Here is an 18,373-nt window from a genome sequence, read left to right as displayed (position 1 = left end):
ACGCCCGCCGATCCGGCGGGCGTTCTTGTTTCAGTCCTTCGGCGCCATCTTCGACCAGACGGGCTTTGCGACGCTCTGCAGCAGTTCCGGGCCAACGCCATCGATGCGCGCCATCAGGGCCTTGGCGAGCTCACGCCCAGCCTGGCGGATGTCCTCGCTGACCGTGTAGATCTCCGGGCGGATCCAGTTGAGGAAATCAGCCGACTGCTTCGAGACCACGTCGATGTCGTGCCCGAGTTTCTTGCCCGCCGCCTCGACGCCGGCCACCAGCGCGATCGTCGCCGAACCGCTGATCGAGACGATGCCATCAGGTGGCTCGGCGACGCGCATCATCCGTTCGGCATAGGCGCGGATCTCGTCGAGCGGCGTTTCGCTGGTCACGCGACCCATAGGCACTTCGGTTGCACCGAAATCGGCAAGCCCGCGTTCGAAACCCACGCGGCTGTGGACGTAGAACGAGAAGCGGCTTCCCGGCGAGAGAAACGCGATCCTCCGGCGGCCTTTTTCTACCAGCTTCTGAACGGCCTGGTAGGCATAGGCCTCGTTGTCGTAGTCGTGATAGGGATGGACGATCCCCATGTCGCTGCGGCCATGGGTGACGAAGGGCAGGTTCCGCTCCGTCATCAGCCGTACCCGCGCGTCATCCGGCTCTATGCGCGAGATGATCACCCCGTCCGCCGAGCCGGTGTCGAGGATATAGCGCACCGGCACCATCGGGTCCTTCTGGAAGGAATGCGGCGTCACCACGAGGTGATATTGCGTACCACCCAGCACTTCCGAAATCCCGTGCACCATCTGGCTGGTGAAGCCCATCAGCTCTTCGTCGATGCTCAGCACCAGGGCGATGACATTGGTCTTGCCGGTTCTCAGGCGCACACCGGCGCGGTTCGGCTGATAGCCGAGCTGGTTGGCGACGAGGCGGACGCGTTCCTTGGTGTCTGCCCCGATATCCGGCGCATCCTTCAGCGCCCGCGAGACGGTGGTGATGCCGAGGCCCGTCATATAGGCGATCGTTTTCAAGGTAGGGCGTTCGCGGACCACCGTCTGCGTTCCGCCCGTCCGCTGTTTTCCGCTGTCATCCATGATTAGCCGTCGCTGCCCCCGAGTCAGGTGGCCACTATAAAGGGCCGAAGCTTGCCCGGAAACGTCGCGACACCTCCCTGTCCTCCGATACGAAATCAATAACTGAAACGATACAGGTAAAATGTCGAGAGGAATTTTGTCGAGTGGAAAATTCCTGTTCCCCTGAGTTGCACAACGCAGATGCGAAATGATTTTTGCGACTGCGAAAGCCAGACTTCCTGATATTGGGCGATAGTGGCCGGAAACATGGCGGATGAACTGCATATTGCGGTGAGAGAGTGAGCCGACGTTTTTTCACGAAATCCCCTCATGGTTGTATTTTCTCAGCGGCCGAATTTTTTCGGACAAAACCGGTTGCGTCATATCGGCGATTGCCTTACGTTTTTACGGCAACGTTTCAGTGAGGGAGGAGACTCATGAATATTCGTTCTATGGCGGCTGTTCTTGCCGCAACCGTGATGCTGCCGTTAGGCGCGGCTCACGCCACAGATCTCGAAGTCACCCATTGGTGGACATCCGGAGGCGAGGCCGCCGCAGTCGCGGAGCTCGCCAAGGCTTTCAACGCAACCGGCAACAAGTGGGTTGACGGCGCGATTGCAGGTTCCGGCGGCACCGCCCGTCCGATCATGATCAGCCGCATCACCGGCGGTGATCCGATGGCGGCCACCCAGTTCAACCATGGCCGCCAGGCCGAGGAGCTGGTCCAGGCAGGCCTGATGCGCGATTTCACCGATCTCGCCAAGAAAGAAGGCTGGGACAAGATCGTTCGCCCCGCGGGCCTGCTGAAATCCTGCACTTTCGAGGGCAAGATCTATTGCGTGCCGCTCAACATCCATTCCTGGCAATGGCTGTGGCTCTCGAACGACGCCTTCAAGAAGGCGGGCGTTGCGGTTCCGAAGAACTGGGACGAGTATGTCGCAGCGGCTCCGGCGCTTGAAAAGGCCGGCATCGTGCCGCTCGCCGTCGGCGGACAGGCCTGGCAGTCGACCGGTCTGTTCGCCGTGCTGACTGTCGCGATCGGCGGCAAGGACATCTACCAGAAGGTCTACGGCGACAAGGATGCAAAGGTCGCGGCCGGTCCGGAAATGGCCAAGGTCTTCAAGGCGGCCGACGATGCCCGCAAGATGGCGAAGGGCACCAATGTACAGGACTGGAACCAGGCCACCAACATGGTGATCACCGGCAAGGCCGGCGGCCAGATCATGGGTGACTGGGCGCAGGGCGAATTCCAGCTGGCCGGCAAGAAGGCCGGTGTCGATTATACCTGCCTGCCCGGCCTCGGTGTGAACGAGGTCATCTCGACGGCCGGCGACGCCTTCTACTTCCCGGTCCTCAAGGATGCGGCGAAGACGAAGGCACAGGAAGCACTCGCCTCGGCGCTTCTCGACGCTAAGACGCAGGTGGCCTTCAACCTCAAGAAGGGCTCGCTGCCGGTGCGTGGCGACGTCGATCTTGCGGCCGCCAACGACTGCATGAAGAAGGGTCTCGAGATCCTCGCCAAGGGCAATGTCGTCACCAGTACTGACCAGCTCATCACGCAGGATACGCAGAAGCAGCTCGAAGACCTGATGTCGCAGTTCTTCGCCAATACGTCGATCACTGCCGAGGAAGCCCAGAAGCGCTTCGTCGCTATTTTCTCCAAGGCCGGTTGATCCGACAGACGGCAATCCAACGGCCGGCTCCGCGTCCGAAAGGGGCGGGGCCGGTGGTGGCTTGCTTCCTGCAGCCTTTGCTATCCAGAGGAGTTGACCATGGCGGCGCACACTCAGCCCGGCCGACCCAACCAGTTATTCCGCAATCTCAATTCGAAGATTGCCTCGATCCCGATGATGCTGACGGCCGTGGTGATCTTCCTCGGCGGCACGATCTGGACCGTCGTTTATTCCTTCACCAATTCCAAGCTCCTGCCGCGCCTGTCCTTCGTGGGGCTGGAGCAGTATGAGCGGCTCTGGGATACGCCGCGATGGATCGTCTCGATCCAGAACCTGGCGACCTACGGATGCCTGTCGCTGATCTTCAGCCTGACGATCGGTTTCCTGCTGGCGGCGCTGATGGACCAGAAGATCCGTTTCGAAAACACGTTCCGGACGATCTTCCTCTATCCGTTCGCGCTATCCTTCATCGTCACCGGCCTTGTCTGGCAATGGATCCTGAACCCCGAATTCGGCGTGCAGTCGGTCGTCCGTTCGCTCGGCTGGACGAGCTTCACCTTCGATCCGCTCTACAATTCCGATATCGTCATCTACGGCATCCTGATCGCCGCACTTTGGCAGGGGACGGGGCTCGTCATGTGCCTGATGCTCGCCGGGCTTCGCGGCATCGACGAGGACATCTGGAAGGCGGCGCGCGTCGACGGCATCCCGATGTGGAAGACCTATCTCTTCATCATCATCCCGATGATGCGGCCGGTCTTCGTCACCACGCTCGTCATCATCGCCAGCGGCATCGTCAGGATCTACGACCTTGTCGTGGCGCAGACGAGCGGCGGCCCCGGCATCGCCTCCGACGTGCCCGCCAAATACGTCTACGACTACATGTTCTTCGCCCAGAACCTCGGCCAGGGCTTTGCGGCATCCACGATGATGCTGCTCGCCGTCGCCATCATCATCGTGCCCTGGGCCTATCTCGAATTCGGAGGACGCAAGCGTGGATAAATCGCTCACGATGCCCGTCTCTGGGCCTGCAATTTCCGGTCCGGCCGGTTCCCGGCTGGAAACCGGGCCGCAGGGAAAACGCCCTCGCAAGGTGCTTTCGTCGCGCAATATCATCGTCTACGGCGCGCTCGGCCTTGCGGCAATTTATTACCTTATTCCTCTCTATGTGATGGTCGTCACCTCGCTAAAGGGCATGCCGGAAATCCGTCTCGGCAACATCTTTTCGCCGCCGATGGAGATCACCTTCGAGCCTTGGGTGAAGGCCTGGGCGGAGGCCTGCACGGGCTTGAACTGCGACGGCCTTTCGCGGGGCTTCTGGAATTCGGTTCGGATCACCGTGCCGTCGGTGATCGTGTCGATCGCGATCGCCTCGGTGAACGGTTACGCGCTCGCCAATTGGCGGTTCAAGGGCTCGGAGATCTTCTTCACGATCCTGATCGTCGGCGCGTTCATCCCCTATCAGGTGATGATCTATCCGATCGTCATCGTGCTGCGCGAACTGGGCCTCTACGGCTCGCTCTACGGCCTCATCCTGGTGCATTCGATCTTCGGCATGCCGATCCAGACGCTGCTGTTCCGCAACTATTTCGTCTCGCTGCCGGAGGAACTGTTCAAGGCGGCCCGCATCGACGGGGCGGGGTTCTGGCAGATCTATTTCAGGATCATGCTGCCCATGTCGCTGCCGATATTCGTCGTCTCGATGATCTTGCAGACCACCGGTATCTGGAACGACTTCCTGTTCGGCGTGGTCTTCACCCGACCAGATACCTATCCGATGACCGTCCAGCTCAACAACATCGTCAACTCCGTCCAGGGCGTGAAGGAATACAACGTCAACATGGCGGCGACGCTGTTGACGGGTGCGGTTCCGCTGATCGTCTATTTCGTTTCCGGCCGGCTTTTCGTCCGCGGCATCGCGGCCGGCGCAGTCAAAGGGTAAGCCTGATGCTCAACAACGTTTCCGCGCGCACTCAGAGCAGCGTTTCCATCCGCGACCTGTCGCTGTCCTTCGGCTCAGTGAAGGTGCTCGAAAACCTCAACCTCGACATCCATGACGGCGAATTCCTGGTCCTGCTCGGCTCGTCCGGCTGCGGCAAGTCCACGTTGCTGAACTGCATTGCCGGACTTCTCGAGCCGACCGAAGGCCAGATCTTCATCAAGGACAAGAACGTCACCTGGGAAGAGCCCAAGGACCGCGGCATCGGCATGGTGTTCCAGTCCTACGCGCTCTATCCGCAGATGACGGTCGAGAAGAACCTCTCCTTCGGCCTGCGCGTCGCCAAGATTCCGAAGGCCGAGATCGACCGCCGCGTGGCGCGCGCCTCCGGCATCCTGCAGATCGAGCCGCTTCTCAAGCGCAAGCCATCGGAGCTCTCCGGCGGCCAGCGCCAACGCGTCGCGATCGGCCGCGCTTTGGTGCGCGACGTGGATGTCTTCCTGTTCGACGAGCCGTTGTCGAACCTCGACGCGAAACTACGCTCGGAACTGCGCGTCGAGATCAAGCGGCTGCACCAGGCGCTCAAGAACACGATGATCTACGTCACCCACGACCAGATCGAGGCGCTGACGCTTGCCGATCGCATCGCCATCATGAAAAGCGGCGTCATCCAGCAGCTCGACGATCCGGTGACGATCTACAACAAGCCGAAGAACCGTTTCGTGGCGGCCTTCATCGGTTCACCGGCGATGAATTTCCTGACCGGCGAACTGGCGGAGGAGGGCGGTCGCGCCGTCTTCAGGACCAATGGGGTCAGCTTCTCTCTCGACGGTTATGATGCTTCCGAGCCGTTGAAGCCCGGACGCAAGGTCACCCTCGGCGTCCGGCCGGAACATATCAAGGTGGACGGCGACATCACTGGCGGCGAAGTGCATGAGGCGATCGTCGATATCGAGGAGCCCATGGGCGCCGACAACCTGCTCTGGCTGAAACATGCGGGCCACGTGATGTCGGTTCGCATCGGCGGCGCAAGGCGTTACGCCGTCGGTGCCAAGGTGCGCCTCGCCTTCGACATGACCATGGCCTCGCTGTTCGACGCCGAGACGGAAGAGCGGATCTGATGTTGTGCGAGAGCGAGTCTGATGGGGGTCGATCGCCCTTGGGGCAATTGTCGTCGCGGCAGGTAATACCCCCCTCTGTCCTGCCGGACATCTCCCCCTCAAGGGGGGAGATCGACTCGTGGCAACGTCTCGCCATCTTCGACGCTCATGGTCGACGTGACCGGGGTGCGCCCAGCCAATCTCCCCCCTTGAGGGGGAGATGCCCGGCAGGGCAGAGGGGGGCTGGCCCGGTACGCCCTGAATTTTGCGGGTGGGCATCGTAGTGGAAATCAACCTATCCGGCCCCTGGCAGCTAGCGTCTGCCGACGGAACGCATCGCACCGAGATGCCGATCCCCGGCGACGTCCACACCGCGCTGAAGACGGCGGGTATCATCCCCGACCCGTATTTCGGGCGCAACGAGAACGACGTACAGTGGGTAGCAAACGCAGACTGGACGATCGAGCGGCGCTTCACGCTCGATGATCCGGCAGGCTCCTGGTATCTCGACATCACCTCTCTGGATACGGTCGCGACCGTCTTCGTCAACGACATCCCGGTGCTTCAGGCGGACAACTGCTTCCGGCGCTACCGGCCGGACGTGTCGAAGGCGCTCAGGGCCGGCGAAAATACGATCCGTGTGCTCTTCCGTTCCAGCATCGCCGAAGGGGCGGAGCGGCAGGGGCGCCAGCCGTTCTATATTCCCTATTCCACGAATAATTCGCCGATCCCGAACGGCAACATGCTGCGCAAGCCGCAATGCCATTTCGGCTGGGACTGGAATATCGCACTCGCACCGCTTGGGCTTTACGGCGAAATCGCGCTGAGGAAGCTCGAAACCGCCCGCATCGAACATGTCGTCACCAGTCAGAGACATGAGGCAGGCGCGGTCGATCTCGTTGTCACCGTGACGCTCTATGCCGAAGAGCAGGGCGTGCTGCCGGTGTTCTTCTCGCTCGGAGGCGAACGGGTCCGGCTCGATTGCGGGGTGCGCGCGGGCGAAACGACGGTGGCCCAACTATTCCATATCGACGACCCGAAACTCTGGTGGCCCTCCGGGAGCGGCGAACAGGCGCTTTACGAGCTGACCGTTGGCACACCTACCGAGGCCGTCACCCGTCAGATCGGCCTCAGAACCGTCGAACTGCTCACCGACCCGGACGAAGCCGGCAGTCGTTTCGCCTTCCGCGTCAACGGCCGCGAAATCTTCTGCCGCGGCGCCAACTGGATCCCGGCGGACGCGCTGTTTTCCCTGTCCAGTCCCGAAAAGACCGAGGACCTGCTGCGCTCCGCCGTCGATGCCCATATGAACATGATCCGCATCTGGGGCGGCGGTTTCTACGAGGCGGACTGGTTCTACGATCTTTGCGACCGGCTCGGCCTGATGGTCTGGCAGGACTTCCAGTTCGCCTGCAACCTCTATCCCTCGACCTCGGATTTCCTCGAAAACGTCGCGGCGGAAGTCGAATACCAGGCCCGCAGGCTGATCTCGCATCCCTCCATCGTGCTCTGGTGCGGCGACAACGAACTGGTCGGCGCGCTGACTTGGTTTCCGGAATCCCGTGAGAACCGCGACCGCTACCTCGTCTCCTACGACCGGTTGAACCGCGTCATCGAACAGGCGCTCGAAAGGGCCGCGCCCGACGCCATCTGGTGGCCGTCCAGCCCCGCGTCCGGCTATCTCGACTACGGCGATGCCTGGCATGCGGACGGTTCCGGCGACATGCACTATTGGTCCGTCTGGCACGAGAACAAGCCGTTCGACAGCTACCGCTCGGTGCGGCCGCGCTTCTGCTCGGAATTCGGCTTCCAGTCCTACACGTCGCTGCCGGTCATCGAGACCTATGCCTCACCGAAGGACATGAACATCGCCTCTCCGGTGATGGAGCACCACCAGAAGAATGCCGGCGGCAACGAGCGCATTGCCGGCACGATGTTCCGCAATTTCCGCTTTCCGACCGATTTCGCCAATTTCGTCTATCTGAGCCAGGTGCAACAGGGATTGGCGATCAAGACTGCCGTCGATTTCTGGCGGTCGCTGAAGCCACATTGCATGGGGACGCTTTATTGGCAGCTCAACGACACCTGGCCGGTCGCCTCCTGGTCCAGCCTCGATTACGGCGGCAGCTGGAAAGTGCTGCATTACATGGCGCGGCGCTTCTTCCAGCCGGTAGTGATCGCGGCGATCCCGTCCGACGACAGAAGCGAGATCCGCTTCTCGCTCGTCAACGATACGGCCGAGGATGTGACGGCGACGCTCAACCTGTCGCTCCTGACACTCAAGGGTGAGCGCCGTGGGCTTCGGAGTGTCGAAGCCCGCTGCACGCCGGATGCCGCAGTTACCGTACTGAGCTTGCCGGCTGTGGATGTTCCGGATGGGACGATCCTCGCCTGGACCTTCAGGGCATCGAACGGAATGGGCGGCGAGGGGCATCATGTCCCGGGCAGCTACAAGGCGCAGGAACTCGAACCGGCAGGGCTGGAGTTTTCCGTGTCTCCGTCCGGTGACGGCGCCTTCGACCTCCTGGTCAAGACTCGTGGGCTCGCCCTTTTCGTGCTGATCGAAAGCGGCACGCCCGGCCGTTATTCCGACAACGCCTTCGATCTTGCCAGCGGCGAAAGCCGCAGCATCCGCTTCACGCCCGCCGCGCCGACAGACGCGATCCCGCAATTCCGCATCTACGACCTCTATTCCTGCCAGGCGGCAGGCTGAGGTCTTTATCAAGGAGGAACACCATGACGAAACTCGGTTTTCAGCTTTATTGCGCGCGCAATTTTCCGCCACTCTCGGACGTCCTGAAGAAGGTCGCGCAGGCAGGCTATACGGAGGTCGAAGGTTATGGCGGCATCTATGCGACGCTCGACGATGCGGGCCTGAAGGCGCTCAAAGATGATCTCGACGCCAACGGGCTGACCATGCCGACCGGCCATTTCGGCATCGACCTTCTTGAAAAGGAGCCCGAACAGGCGCTACGGATCGCCAGGACGCTCGGTGTCCAGGCGATCTACTGCCCGCATCTCGTCGCCGACCAGCGCCCCACCGATGCCGCCGGGTGGTTCGCCTTCGGCCAGCGTCTGCAGACCGTCGGCAAACGCTATTGGGATGCCGGCTACACATTCGGCTGGCATAACCACGACTTCGAGTTCAAGACACTGGCCGACGGCTCGACGCCACAGGAGCAGATTCTTGCCGGCGGCCCCGATCTCGCCTGGGAGGCGGATATCGCCTGGGTCATCCGCGGCGGCGCCGATCCGTTCGCCTGGATCGAGAGCTACGCCAAGCGGATCACCGCCGTTCACGTCAAGGACATCGCGCCTGCCGGCGAAAACGCGGACGAGGACGGCTGGGCGGATGTCGGCCACGGCACCGTTCCGTGGAAGGACCTGATGGCGGCGCTGAAGAAGACGTCGGCAAAACACTACGTCCTCGAACACGACAATCCGAAGGATCTCGATCGGCTGCTGACGCGCTCGATCGCCTCCTTCAAGACCTATTGATCACAGCATTTTCCGGAGTTTTTCCATGCCCAAGGAACTTGGCGTCGGCATCATGGGATGCGGCAATATTTCCACCACCTACTTCAAGCTCTCGCCGCTCTTCAAAGGCCTCAAGGTGCTCGCCTGCGCGGACATCAACGAGCAGGCCGCCGAAATGCGCGCCGAGGAATACGGCGTCAAGGCGCAGTCGATCGAGCAGCTGCTCGCCAATGACGATCTCGACGTGATCGTCAACCTGACCATCCCGGCGGCGCATTTTGCGGTCTCCAAGGCGATCCTCGAAGCCGGCAAGCACGTCTATTCGGAAAAGCCGCTCGTCATCACGATCGAGGAAGGCAAGGCGCTGCAGGCGCTTGCCAAGGCAAAGGGTCTTTCGGTCGGCTGCGCGCCGGACACCTTCCTCGGCGGTGCCCACCAGCTTGCCCGCAAATATATCGATGAAGGCGGCGTCGGCCGCATCACCTCCGGCACCTGCCATGTGATGAGCCCCGGAATGGAAATGTGGCACCCCAATCCGGGATTCTTCTTCCTCGAAGGCGGCGGGCCGATCCTCGATCTCGGGCCGTATTACATCGCCAACCTGATCAACCTGATCGGTCCGGTGAAGCGGGTCGGCGCACTCACCTCCATGGCGAGCCCGACGCGTAATGTCACCAGTGAGGGACCATTCAAAGGACAATCGATCCCGGTCGAAACGCCGACCAACATCCACGCGCTGCTCGAATTCGTCAGCGGCGCGACGATCACGCTGTCGGCAAGCTGGGATGTCTGGTCGCATCGCCACGCCAACATGGAACTCTACGGCACCGAGGGCTCGATCTTCGTGCCCGACCCGAACTTCTTCGGCGGCATGGTCGAGGCAAGCGGCCGCAACAAGGACATCCAGCCGCTGGAGCCTTGGGACCATCCGTTCGGCATCAACAACCAGGAGCATCCGCAGGGGCCGCGCGCCAACTACCGCACGGCCGGTCTTGCGGACATGGCAATGGCGCTGATCGAAGGCCGCGATGCCCGCTGCTCGCTGGAACGTACGCTCCACGGCGTGGACGTGATGACCTCGATCCTGAAATCCGGCGAGGAAGGGCGGTTCATCGAGCTTTCGACCACCTGCACCCAGCCGGCGGCGCTCGGCATCGACGAGGCGCTGGCGCTTCTGCGCTGATCGGCTATGAATGCGGCGCGCACCGCCTGAGACATCGGCCGCGCCGCATTTCATTCGGAGGAAACGACATGACCTGGCAACCAGCGTCCAACCGCTACGAAACCATGAAATACAATCGCTGCGGCCGTTCGGGACTGAAACTCCCGGCGATCTCGCTCGGCCTCTGGCACAATTTCGGCGACGACACGCCGCATGAACGCAAGGTGGCGATCGCCCGCAAGGCCTTCGACCTCGGCATCACCCATTTCGATCTCGCCAACAACTATGGCCCGCTGCCCGGCAGCGCCGAGACGGCCTTCGGCCAGATCCTGCGCGAGGATTTCAAGGGATATCGCGACGAACTGATCATCTCTTCGAAGGCCGGCTACAACATGTGGCCGGGTCCCTATGGCGAATGGGGCAGCCGTAAGTATCTGATCTCCTCCTGCGACCAGAGCCTGAAGCGGATGGGTCTCGACTATGTCGATATCTTCTATTCGCATCGCTTCGACCCGGACACGCCGCTCGAGGAGACCTGCGGCGCGCTCGACCATATCGTTCGCTCGGGCAGGGCGCTCTACGTCGGCATCTCGTCCTACAATTCGAAGCGTACCCAGGAAGCGACGGCGATCCTGAAGGAACTCGGCACGCCGGTCCTCATCCACCAGCCCAGCTATTCGATGATCAACCGCTGGGTCGAGGAAGATGGCTTGCTCGATACGCTGGAAGATCTCGGTATCGGCTCGATCGTCTTCTCGCCGCTGGCGCAAGGCATGCTGACCTCGAAATATCTCGGCGGCATTCCGGAAGGCAGCCGCGCCGCACAGGGCAAGTCGCTGCGCCCGGCCTTCCTGAACGACCGGAACATCGCCAACCTCAAGGCGCTCAACGCCATCGCCGAAAAGCGCGGCCAGACGCTGGCGCAGATGGCGCTCGCCTGGGTCCTGCGCGGCGGCCGCGTGACCACGGCGCTGATCGGCGCCAGCCGCCCGGAACAGGTCGAGGACTGCGTCAGGTCGCTCGACAATCTTGAGTTCACGGCAGCCGAACTTGCCGAGATCGACACCTATGCCAAGGACGCCGACATCAACCTCTGGGCCAAATCGGCCGAGCGGGCAGGGCCGTCGCGGTAAGGAAAGGGCGGCTTCGATCTGCCCCTCATCCCCCCTGCCGGGACCTTCTCCCAGTTCTGACGGGGAGAAGGGAGATGTGGCACGGCCGGCGCTCCAAAGTCCTTCTCCCCGCAAGCGGGGAGAAGGTGGCGGTAGCCGGATGAGGGGCAAGGGCTCAGTTTCTATTTTGGGAGGAAAACATGATCCACAACCCCATCCTGCCGGGCTTCAATCCCGATCCGTCCATCTGCCGCGTCGGCGAGGATTATTACATCGCCACCTCGACTTTCGAATGGTATCCGGGTGTGCAGATCCATCATTCCCGCGACCTGGTGAACTGGACCTTGGTACGCCGGCCGCTGGAGCGCGCGAGCCAACTCGACATGCGCGGCAATCCCGACAGCTGCGGCATCTGGGCGCCGTGTCTCTCCTATTCCGACGGGCTGTTTTTCCTGGTCTATACGGACGTCAAGCGCTTCGACGGCAATTTCAAGGATGCCCATAACTACATCGTCACCTCGCCGACGATCGAGGGTGAATGGTCCGATCCGATCTATGTGAATTCCTCCGGGTTCGACCCCTCGCTTTTCCATGACGACGACGGCCGCAAGTGGTTCCTCAACATGCAGTGGAACCACCGCACCGAAAGTTACGGTGGGGCGCCGAGCCATCCGGCCTTCGACGGCATCCTGCTGCAGGAATGGGATTTCGAGGCGAGGGCGCTCAAGGGCCCGATCAAGAACATCTTCCCCGGCAGCCCGCTCGGTCTGGTCGAGGGACCGCATGTCTTCAAGCGCAACGGCTGGTATTACCTGACCACCGCCGAAGGCGGCACGGGTTACGACCACGCCGTCACCATGGCGCGCGCGCGCTCAATCGACGGGCCTTACGAAATGCATCCGCAGACGCATCTGATCACCTCGAAGGACCATCCGAAAGCCGTCTTGCAACGTGCCGGCCATGGCCAATATGTCGAGACGCCGGATGGCCAAGCCTACCACACCCATCTCTGCGGCCGGCCTTTGGCGCCGCAACGCCGCTGCACGCTCGGCCGCGAAACGGCGCTGCAGCGCTGCATCTGGGAAGACGACTGGCTCTATCTCGCCCAGGGCGGCGTCGTGCCGGATGTCGATGTGCCGGCGCCGGGCGATGCCAGGCGCATCGAACAGCCTGCCCGCATCGAACGCTCATTCAACGACACGGTCCTGCCGCCGGAATTCCAGTGGCTGCGCACGCCGCATCCGGAACGGTTGTTCAGCCTGACCGAGCGTTCGGGTCACCTGCGCCTTTTCGGCCGCGAAAGCATCGGTTCCTGGTTCGAGCAATCGCTGGTCGCCCGCCGGCAGGAACACCATTCCTTCCGCGCCGAGACCGTTATCGAGTTCTCACCTGACACCTATCAGCAGGTCGCGGGCCTGACCCACTACTATAATCGCCACAAGTTCCATTCGCTGGTGGTGACCCTGCACGAGAAGCTCGGCCGCGTGGTAACGATCTTCTCCTGCCCCGGCGATTTCCCGCATGGGCGCATGAGCTTTCCGGCCGGAAGCGGCGTTTCCGTGCCCGATGGGCCGGTGCATCTTGCCATGGAGATCCGCGACAACGACCTGCAATTCTTCTGGCGCGCCGGCGGCTCCAACGAGTGGCAGGAACTCGGCCCCAAACTCGATGCCGGCGTCATCTCGGACGAAGGCGGCCGCGGCGAACACGGCTCCTTCACCGGCGCATTTGTTGGCATGTTCGCCTTCGATACGTCGGGGCGAGCGAAGACGGCGGATTTCGATTACTTTGTTTATGAGGCGCTAATACAGTAAATTATAAATATCAAGAAATCAGCGGAACCATATAATTTCATTACAGAATAATGTGATAATTCAGATATGGTTCATCATTCGGGTCCTAGTTTCCGGACGTGCTCAACACGAGGAGACACCCGATGAAAACATTTTTTGCAATTCTTCTTTCCGCAACCGTGCTTGCCGCGCCGATTGCCGCGCAGGCGCAGGATCGTCATTCGCCTCCGGACCGTCACCGCACGGTGCAGCGCAACGTCGTCATCCACAAGAAGGTCGTGGTCGTCAAGCCGCGCTGGTCCAAGGGCCATCGCATGACGGCCGCCGAGCGTCGTCGCATGGCGGAGATTCGCGATTATCGCCGTTACCGCCTGTCGGCTCCGCCGCGCGGTTACCACTGGGTCAAGGTCGATAACGACTTCCTGCTGGTCGGTGTTGCAAGCGGCGTGATTTCGAGCTTCATCGCGGCTCGGTGAAAAAGATCGGCCTGCGGGGGTATTGCCTTCCCTCCCGCAGGCCTCACACATCCGCCGCTATGCGACCGGCGATCATGCTTCTCGGTGGCTGGTCTCAGGTCCCTTGCGACAGGCATTCCTTCATCGAGCGGGCAAGTCCGCGCATCAGTTCGAAGTAAAGGCTGGAACCCGATTTCAGCGTCGCTGCTTCCGGGTCGAGCGTGCCTGAGCGAGCGGGCGTGCCTTCGGTCACGACCGCCACCAGCTTCGGCTCGAACTGCGGTTCGGCGAAGACGCATGTGGCGCCTAGTTCCTTCACCTTCTTCTGGATTTGGTCCACGCGTTCGGCGCCGGGCATGGTCTCCGGGCTGACGGTGATCGAACCCGCGACGCTCACCCCATAACGATGCTCGAAATATTGGTAGGCGTCGTGGAAGACGATGAAAGGTTTGTGCCTGACGGGCGCAATCGTCGCCTTGAGCTCGGCATCGAGCGCATCGATATCCTTCATCAGAGCCGCGCCGTTTGCCTGATAGGCGGCGGCATTCGCCGGGTCGGCACTGACCAGCGTCTTTTCGATTTCCGCCGCCATCGCCTTGGCATTCATCGGATCGAGCCAGAGATGCGTATCGAAGCCGCCGTGATCGTGATGGTCGTCGTCATGACCGGCATGGTCCTCGGCTGCATGGTCGTGATCGTGCGCCTCTTCCGCTTCATCCCCGTGGTCATGGGCCTCGAAGGCGCCGCTTTCGCGGAACGGCAGCTTTTTCAGTCCGGGCGCATCCTCCAGCTCGATCACCGTCGCCGAGGCGGCCAGCGCATCCAGCGGCTTTTCGAGAAAGGCCTCGATGCCGGGCCCGATCCAGAAGATCACGTCGGCGCCTTCGATGGCGGCCGCATTGGAGGGCTTCAGCGAGAACGTGTGCGGCGAGGCCGCGCCATCGACGATCAGTTTCGGCTCGCCGACACCTTTCATGATCGAGGCGACGAGCGAATGGATCGGCTTGATCGAAACCACCACGTCCGGTGCCGCAAAGCAGGGGGCAGCGCCGATGGAGAACACTGCGGCGGAGAGGAGGGAGATCGAAGCCGGCTTCATGCTGTGTCCTTGTATTGCATCGTAATGTTATTACATCAATTGCGTTATGCTATAACGTGTGTCATAGCCACTGACAACAGGGAATCCGGAAAAACATGCTGATGTCCAATCGGGCTCGCGCCCCCAAAACCGAAAGCCAATTGGTATCTCTTTCCAATGCCGGCATTCGCCGGGATGGCCGATGGCTGGTGCGGGGCGTCGATTTCTCGATCCGCCGCGGCGAGGTCGTGACGCTGATCGGCCCGAACGGCGCAGGCAAGTCGACGACCGCAAAGCTTGCCATCGGCGTGCTGCGCGCGGATGAAGGATCGGTCGCAAGACTGTCCGGCTTGCGGGTGGGCTATGTCCCCCAGAAGCTGTCGATAGACTGGACCATGCCGCTTTCCGTGCGTCGGTTGATGCGGCTGACCGGCCCGCTTGACGACGCCGATCTGCTGGCGGCACTGGCCTCGACGGGCATTTCCCACCTCATCGATGCCGAGGTCCGGCATCTGTCCGGCGGCGAGTTCCAGCGGGCGCTGCTGGCCCGGGCGATCGCCCGCAAGCCGGACCTGATGGTGCTCGACGAACCCGTCCAGGGCGTCGACTTTGCCGGCGAGAGTGCGCTTTACGACCTGATCCGCTCGATCCGCACCACGACCGGCTGCGGCATCCTGATGATCTCGCACGACCTGCATATGGTCATGGCCGGCACCGACACCGTCATCTGCCTCAACGGCCATGTCTGCTGCCGCGGCACGCCGGAAGTGGTGAGCCAGAGCGCCGACTACCTGAAACTCTTCGGCAATTCGCGTTCGCTGGCGGTCTACAGCCATCATCATGATCACACCCATCTGCCGGATGGCCGGGTGATGCATGGCGACGGCTCGGTCACCGATCACTGCCATCCCGATGACGGGCATCATCATCATGATGCGCACGACCATGCGCATGATCACGACCACTCGCATCACCACCATCATGGCGATCATGCCGGGGTGAAGGGAGAAGGCCGTGTTTGACGACTTCTTCACCCGCGCCCTCGTCGCCGGCATCGGCGTAGCACTGACCGCCGGGCCGCTCGGCTGTTTCGTCGTCTGGCGGCGGATGGCCTATTTCGGCGATACGATGGCGCATTCGGCGCTGCTCGGCGTGGCGCTGTCGCTGTTCTTCCAGATCAACCTGCTGATCGCCGTCTTCGGCGTAGCGGTGGTCGTGTCGCTCCTGCTTCTGGCGCTGCAGCGGAGGCAGTCGCTGTCGGCGGATGCGCTGCTCGGCATTCTCTCCCATTCGGCGTTGGCGATCGGCCTCGTGCTCGTCGCCTTCATGACCTGGGTCAGGATCGACCTCATCGCCTTCCTGTTCGGCGATATCCTCGCCGTGACGCGCAGCGATATCGCGCTGATCTGGGGCGGCGGCGTGCTGGTGCTCGCAGCCCTCATCTGGCTCTGGCGGCCGCTGATCGCGTCCACCGTCAGCGAGGATGTGGCCGAAGCCGAGGGCATGAAGCCGGCGCGGACAAGGCTGCTCTTCATGCTCCTGATGGCGCTCGTCATCGCCATTGCCATGAAGATCGTCGGGATCATGCTGATCACCGCGCTTCTGATCATCCCGGCCGCGACGGCCCGGCGGTTTTCGGCAAGCCCGGAGTTGATGGCGGTGCTCGCCTCTCTGATCGGCGCGCTGGCCGTGGTCGGCGGCCTGTTTGGCTCGCTGCACTACGATACGCCGTCCGGCCCTTCCATTGTGGTCGCGGCACTCTTACTTTTCATTCTAAGCCTGCTTCCGGCAGCAGGGAAAAACACGGCCGACAGGGCCGGCAACCAAGGAGTGCGATGATGAACGCACCAATATCCACACCGACATCCGCTCCGGCGCTCACCAAGAACCAGTCGCTCGTCTTTGACGTTCTCGACCGTGCGGATGCGCCGATGAGCGCCTATACGATCCTCGACCGCCTGCGCGACCACGGTTTTCGCGCGCCTCTGCAGGTCTACCGGGCGCTCGACAAGCTGCTGGAATTCGGCATGGTGCATCGGCTTGAAAGCCTCAACGCCTTCGTCGCCTGCGCCCATCCGGAAAGCGAATGCTGCGGCAAGGGGCATGGCCACGGGCACGGCACGGTCGCCTTTGCGATCTGCGAGAGTTGCGGCCATGTATCGGAATTCCACGACCACGAAGTCGATCACCGCCTTGGCGACTGGGCGAAGGCCAAGAACTTCAAGCCCGCCAAGACGACGATCGAAATCCGCGGGCTGTGCGGCGCCTGCGCCGCCTAAAGAAGCCGAAGATCGCGGGCGAACCGCTTCCAGTTGGCGACATAGCGGACAGCCGACTGTTTCAGCTTCTCGACCGCTTCGTCATCCAGCACCCGCATGACTTTCGCCGGCGAGCCGACGATCAGGGAGTTGTCAGGAAATTCCTTGCCCTCGGTGACCAGCGCATTGGCGCCGACCAGGCAATTCCGGCCGATCTTCGCGCCGTTCAGGATCGTCGCACCCATGCCGACCAATGAATTGTCGCCGATCGTGCAGCCGTGGATGATCGCATGGTGGCCGATCGTGCAGTTCTCGCCGATCTCCACCGGATAGCGCGGATCCGTATGGATCATCACGCCTTCCTGGATGTTGGTGCCTTGGCCCACCACGATTGGCTCATTGTCGCCACGCAATACCGAACCGAACCAGATGCCGACATCCTCGCCGAGTTCCACCTTGCCGATGACGGTCGCATCCGGCGCCAGCCAGAAACGATCGGGGCCGGGCGTTTTCGGTTCGAACTCTCCGAGAGCGTAAAGCGGCATGGTTGTCCTCCCTGTCGCGGTTTCGTCAGACGATCGTCAGCGACAGCGTTCCGACGCCATCGATGCCGCAGGTGACCTTGTCGCCGCGCACCACCGCGCCGACGCCGGCGGGCGTGCCCGTCATGATCACGTCGCCGGGGGCGAGGACGAACAGTTTCGACAATTCGGCGATGATCTCAGGCAGTTTCCAGATCAGCTGATTGAGGTCGCCGGACTGTTTTCGCGCGCCGTTGACGTCGAGCCAGACGCCGCCTGCCGAGGGATGACCGATCTTCTCGGCCGGGACGAGGGCGGAGACAGGGGCCGATTTCTCGAAGGCCTTGGCGGCTTCCCAAGGACGGCTCATCTTCTTGGCGACATCCTGCAGGTCGCGGCGGGTGAAGTCGATGCCGACCGCGTAACCATAGACCTTGGACAACGCGTCCTCGACCGATATATCGGCGCCGCCGCCGGACAGTGCCATGACCAGTTCCACTTCGTGGTGGACGCTGGAGGAGAGCGGCGGGTAGGGGAAGGTCTCTCCGTTATAGATGTTGTCGGCATTCTTCTGGAAAAAGAACGGCGGCTCGCGAGTTGGATCGCCGCCCATTTCGATCGCGTGGTCGGCATAGTTGCGGCCGACGCAATAGACCCGGCGGACCGGAAAGCGCTCCGCCACTCCCTCGACCGGCAGAAGAACGGTTTCGGGCATGGGGATCACGGTCGCAAGCATGGAAGAT

Annotated in this window: 17 protein-coding genes; 13 read left to right on the top strand and 4 right to left on the bottom strand. The window is 62.0% G+C overall.

Annotation, left to right across the window (positions count from 1 at the left end; all coding sequences use genetic code 11):
* Positions 1–30: 30 nt before the first annotated feature.
* On the bottom strand, positions 31–1,083 hold the full coding sequence (locus ACZ9EJ_RS07840; protein ID WP_046640276.1) for a LacI family transcriptional regulator: 1,053 nt from the start codon (positions 1,081–1,083) through the stop codon (positions 31–33).
* A 416-nt stretch (positions 1,084–1,499) separates the two neighbouring features.
* Between ACZ9EJ_RS07840 and ACZ9EJ_RS07835 the strand changes: the two genes are divergently transcribed.
* The 10 genes from ACZ9EJ_RS07835 (at position 1,500) to ACZ9EJ_RS07790 (ending at position 13,794) form a co-directional block, all read left to right on the top strand.
* Positions 1,500–2,735, top strand: a complete 1,236-nt coding sequence (locus ACZ9EJ_RS07835) for an ABC transporter substrate-binding protein (protein WP_046640275.1) — start codon at positions 1,500–1,502, stop codon at positions 2,733–2,735.
* 99 nt (positions 2,736–2,834) lie between these two features.
* Positions 2,835–3,737, top strand: coding sequence for a carbohydrate ABC transporter permease (locus tag ACZ9EJ_RS07830; protein WP_007760323.1), 903 nt, complete (start codon positions 2,835–2,837; stop codon positions 3,735–3,737).
* 10 nt (positions 3,738–3,747) lie between these two features.
* Positions 3,748–4,677: a carbohydrate ABC transporter permease gene (locus tag ACZ9EJ_RS07825; protein ID WP_046640371.1), complete on the top strand. Its 930-nt coding sequence runs from the start codon at positions 3,748–3,750 to the stop codon at positions 4,675–4,677.
* Positions 4,678–4,682: 5 nt separating this feature from the next.
* On the top strand, positions 4,683–5,795 hold the full coding sequence (locus ACZ9EJ_RS07820; protein WP_046626388.1) for an ABC transporter ATP-binding protein: 1,113 nt from the start codon (positions 4,683–4,685) through the stop codon (positions 5,793–5,795).
* Between the two features lie 262 nt (positions 5,796–6,057).
* Positions 6,058–8,487, top strand: coding sequence for a beta-mannosidase (locus tag ACZ9EJ_RS07815; protein WP_251090989.1), 2,430 nt, complete (start codon positions 6,058–6,060; stop codon positions 8,485–8,487).
* A gap of 23 nt (positions 8,488–8,510) precedes the next feature.
* Entirely contained in the window at positions 8,511–9,272 is a 762-nt protein-coding gene (locus tag ACZ9EJ_RS07810) for a sugar phosphate isomerase/epimerase family protein (RefSeq protein ID WP_046626386.1), read from the top strand.
* A gap of 25 nt (positions 9,273–9,297) precedes the next feature.
* Positions 9,298–10,434, top strand: a complete 1,137-nt coding sequence (locus tag ACZ9EJ_RS07805) for a Gfo/Idh/MocA family protein (protein ID WP_046626385.1) — start codon at positions 9,298–9,300, stop codon at positions 10,432–10,434.
* 68 nt (positions 10,435–10,502) lie between these two features.
* On the top strand, positions 10,503–11,546 hold the full coding sequence (mgrA, locus tag ACZ9EJ_RS07800) for an L-glyceraldehyde 3-phosphate reductase (protein WP_046626383.1): 1,044 nt from the start codon (positions 10,503–10,505) through the stop codon (positions 11,544–11,546).
* Between the two features lie 179 nt (positions 11,547–11,725).
* On the top strand, positions 11,726–13,339 hold the full coding sequence (locus ACZ9EJ_RS07795) for a glycoside hydrolase family 43 protein (protein WP_046640273.1): 1,614 nt from the start codon (positions 11,726–11,728) through the stop codon (positions 13,337–13,339).
* 122 nt (positions 13,340–13,461) lie between these two features.
* Positions 13,462–13,794, top strand: a complete 333-nt coding sequence (locus ACZ9EJ_RS07790) for an RcnB family protein (RefSeq protein WP_046640272.1) — start codon at positions 13,462–13,464, stop codon at positions 13,792–13,794.
* A 94-nt stretch (positions 13,795–13,888) separates the two neighbouring features.
* Here the strand turns inward: ACZ9EJ_RS07790 and znuA are convergent, their stop codons facing one another.
* Positions 13,889–14,872, bottom strand: a complete 984-nt coding sequence (znuA, locus tag ACZ9EJ_RS07785) for a zinc ABC transporter substrate-binding protein ZnuA (RefSeq protein WP_046640271.1) — start codon at positions 14,870–14,872, stop codon at positions 13,889–13,891.
* Positions 14,873–14,967: 95 nt separating this feature from the next.
* Here znuA and ACZ9EJ_RS07780 point away from each other — a divergent pair, with 95 nt between their 5' ends.
* From ACZ9EJ_RS07780 to ACZ9EJ_RS07770, 3 genes are read left to right on the top strand one after another with little or no spacing between them, the layout of a single operon-like run.
* Entirely contained in the window at positions 14,968–15,873 is a 906-nt protein-coding gene (locus tag ACZ9EJ_RS07780; RefSeq protein ID WP_046640270.1) for an ATP-binding cassette domain-containing protein, read from the top strand.
* On the top strand, positions 15,866–16,690 hold the full coding sequence (gene znuB / locus ACZ9EJ_RS07775) for a zinc ABC transporter permease subunit ZnuB (RefSeq protein WP_046640269.1): 825 nt from the start codon (positions 15,866–15,868) through the stop codon (positions 16,688–16,690). Before ACZ9EJ_RS07780 ends, znuB begins: the two co-directional genes overlap by 8 nt.
* Positions 16,690–17,130: a Fur family transcriptional regulator gene (locus ACZ9EJ_RS07770; protein ID WP_046626813.1), complete on the top strand. Its 441-nt coding sequence runs from the start codon at positions 16,690–16,692 to the stop codon at positions 17,128–17,130. Before znuB ends, ACZ9EJ_RS07770 begins: the two co-directional genes overlap by 1 nt.
* On the opposite strand, the gene ACZ9EJ_RS07765 is transcribed toward ACZ9EJ_RS07770, so the two are convergent.
* Positions 17,127–17,654 carry a gamma carbonic anhydrase family protein gene (locus tag ACZ9EJ_RS07765; protein WP_046640268.1) on the bottom strand — a complete coding sequence of 176 codons (528 nt, stop codon included), beginning with the start codon at positions 17,652–17,654 and terminating at the stop codon, positions 17,127–17,129. The genes ACZ9EJ_RS07770 and ACZ9EJ_RS07765 overlap by 4 nt on opposite strands.
* 25 nt (positions 17,655–17,679) lie before the next feature.
* Positions 17,680–18,366 (bottom strand): fumarylacetoacetate hydrolase family protein, encoded by a 687-nt coding sequence (locus tag ACZ9EJ_RS07760; RefSeq protein ID WP_046640267.1) that lies wholly within the window; start codon positions 18,364–18,366, stop codon positions 17,680–17,682.
* Positions 18,367–18,373: the final 7 nt, after the last annotated feature.

The organism is Neorhizobium sp. USDA 3394, from assembly GCF_056280385.1.
Note: the sequence above shows the minus strand (reverse complement) of the source record. Positions and strands in the feature narration are given on the sequence as shown.

Excerpts from the sequence above, each read along its gene's own strand:
- ACZ9EJ_RS07765 (WP_046640268.1), bottom strand. The coding sequence starts at position 17,654 with ATGCCGCTTTACGCTCTCGGAGAGTTCGAACCGAAAACGCCCGGCCCC.
- ACZ9EJ_RS07805 (WP_046626385.1), top strand. The coding sequence starts at position 9,298 with ATGCCCAAGGAACTTGGCGTCGGCATCATGGGATGCGGCAATATTTCC.
- ACZ9EJ_RS07760 (WP_046640267.1), bottom strand. The coding sequence starts at position 18,366 with ATGCTTGCGACCGTGATCCCCATGCCCGAAACCGTTCTTCTGCCGGTC.
- ACZ9EJ_RS07825 (WP_046640371.1), top strand. The coding sequence starts at position 3,748 with ATGCCCGTCTCTGGGCCTGCAATTTCCGGTCCGGCCGGTTCCCGGCTG.
- ACZ9EJ_RS07820 (WP_046626388.1), top strand. The coding sequence starts at position 4,683 with ATGCTCAACAACGTTTCCGCGCGCACTCAGAGCAGCGTTTCCATCCGC.
- znuA (WP_046640271.1), bottom strand. The coding sequence starts at position 14,872 with ATGAAGCCGGCTTCGATCTCCCTCCTCTCCGCCGCAGTGTTCTCCATC.
- ACZ9EJ_RS07830 (WP_007760323.1), top strand. The coding sequence starts at position 2,835 with ATGGCGGCGCACACTCAGCCCGGCCGACCCAACCAGTTATTCCGCAAT.
- ACZ9EJ_RS07840 (WP_046640276.1), bottom strand. The coding sequence starts at position 1,083 with ATGGATGACAGCGGAAAACAGCGGACGGGCGGAACGCAGACGGTGGTC.
- mgrA (WP_046626383.1), top strand. The coding sequence starts at position 10,503 with ATGACCTGGCAACCAGCGTCCAACCGCTACGAAACCATGAAATACAAT.
- ACZ9EJ_RS07795 (WP_046640273.1), top strand. The coding sequence starts at position 11,726 with ATGATCCACAACCCCATCCTGCCGGGCTTCAATCCCGATCCGTCCATC.
- ACZ9EJ_RS07810 (WP_046626386.1), top strand. The coding sequence starts at position 8,511 with ATGACGAAACTCGGTTTTCAGCTTTATTGCGCGCGCAATTTTCCGCCA.
- ACZ9EJ_RS07770 (WP_046626813.1), top strand. The coding sequence starts at position 16,690 with ATGAACGCACCAATATCCACACCGACATCCGCTCCGGCGCTCACCAAG.
- ACZ9EJ_RS07780 (WP_046640270.1), top strand. The coding sequence starts at position 14,968 with ATGCTGATGTCCAATCGGGCTCGCGCCCCCAAAACCGAAAGCCAATTG.
- ACZ9EJ_RS07790 (WP_046640272.1), top strand. The coding sequence starts at position 13,462 with ATGAAAACATTTTTTGCAATTCTTCTTTCCGCAACCGTGCTTGCCGCG.
- ACZ9EJ_RS07835 (WP_046640275.1), top strand. The coding sequence starts at position 1,500 with ATGAATATTCGTTCTATGGCGGCTGTTCTTGCCGCAACCGTGATGCTG.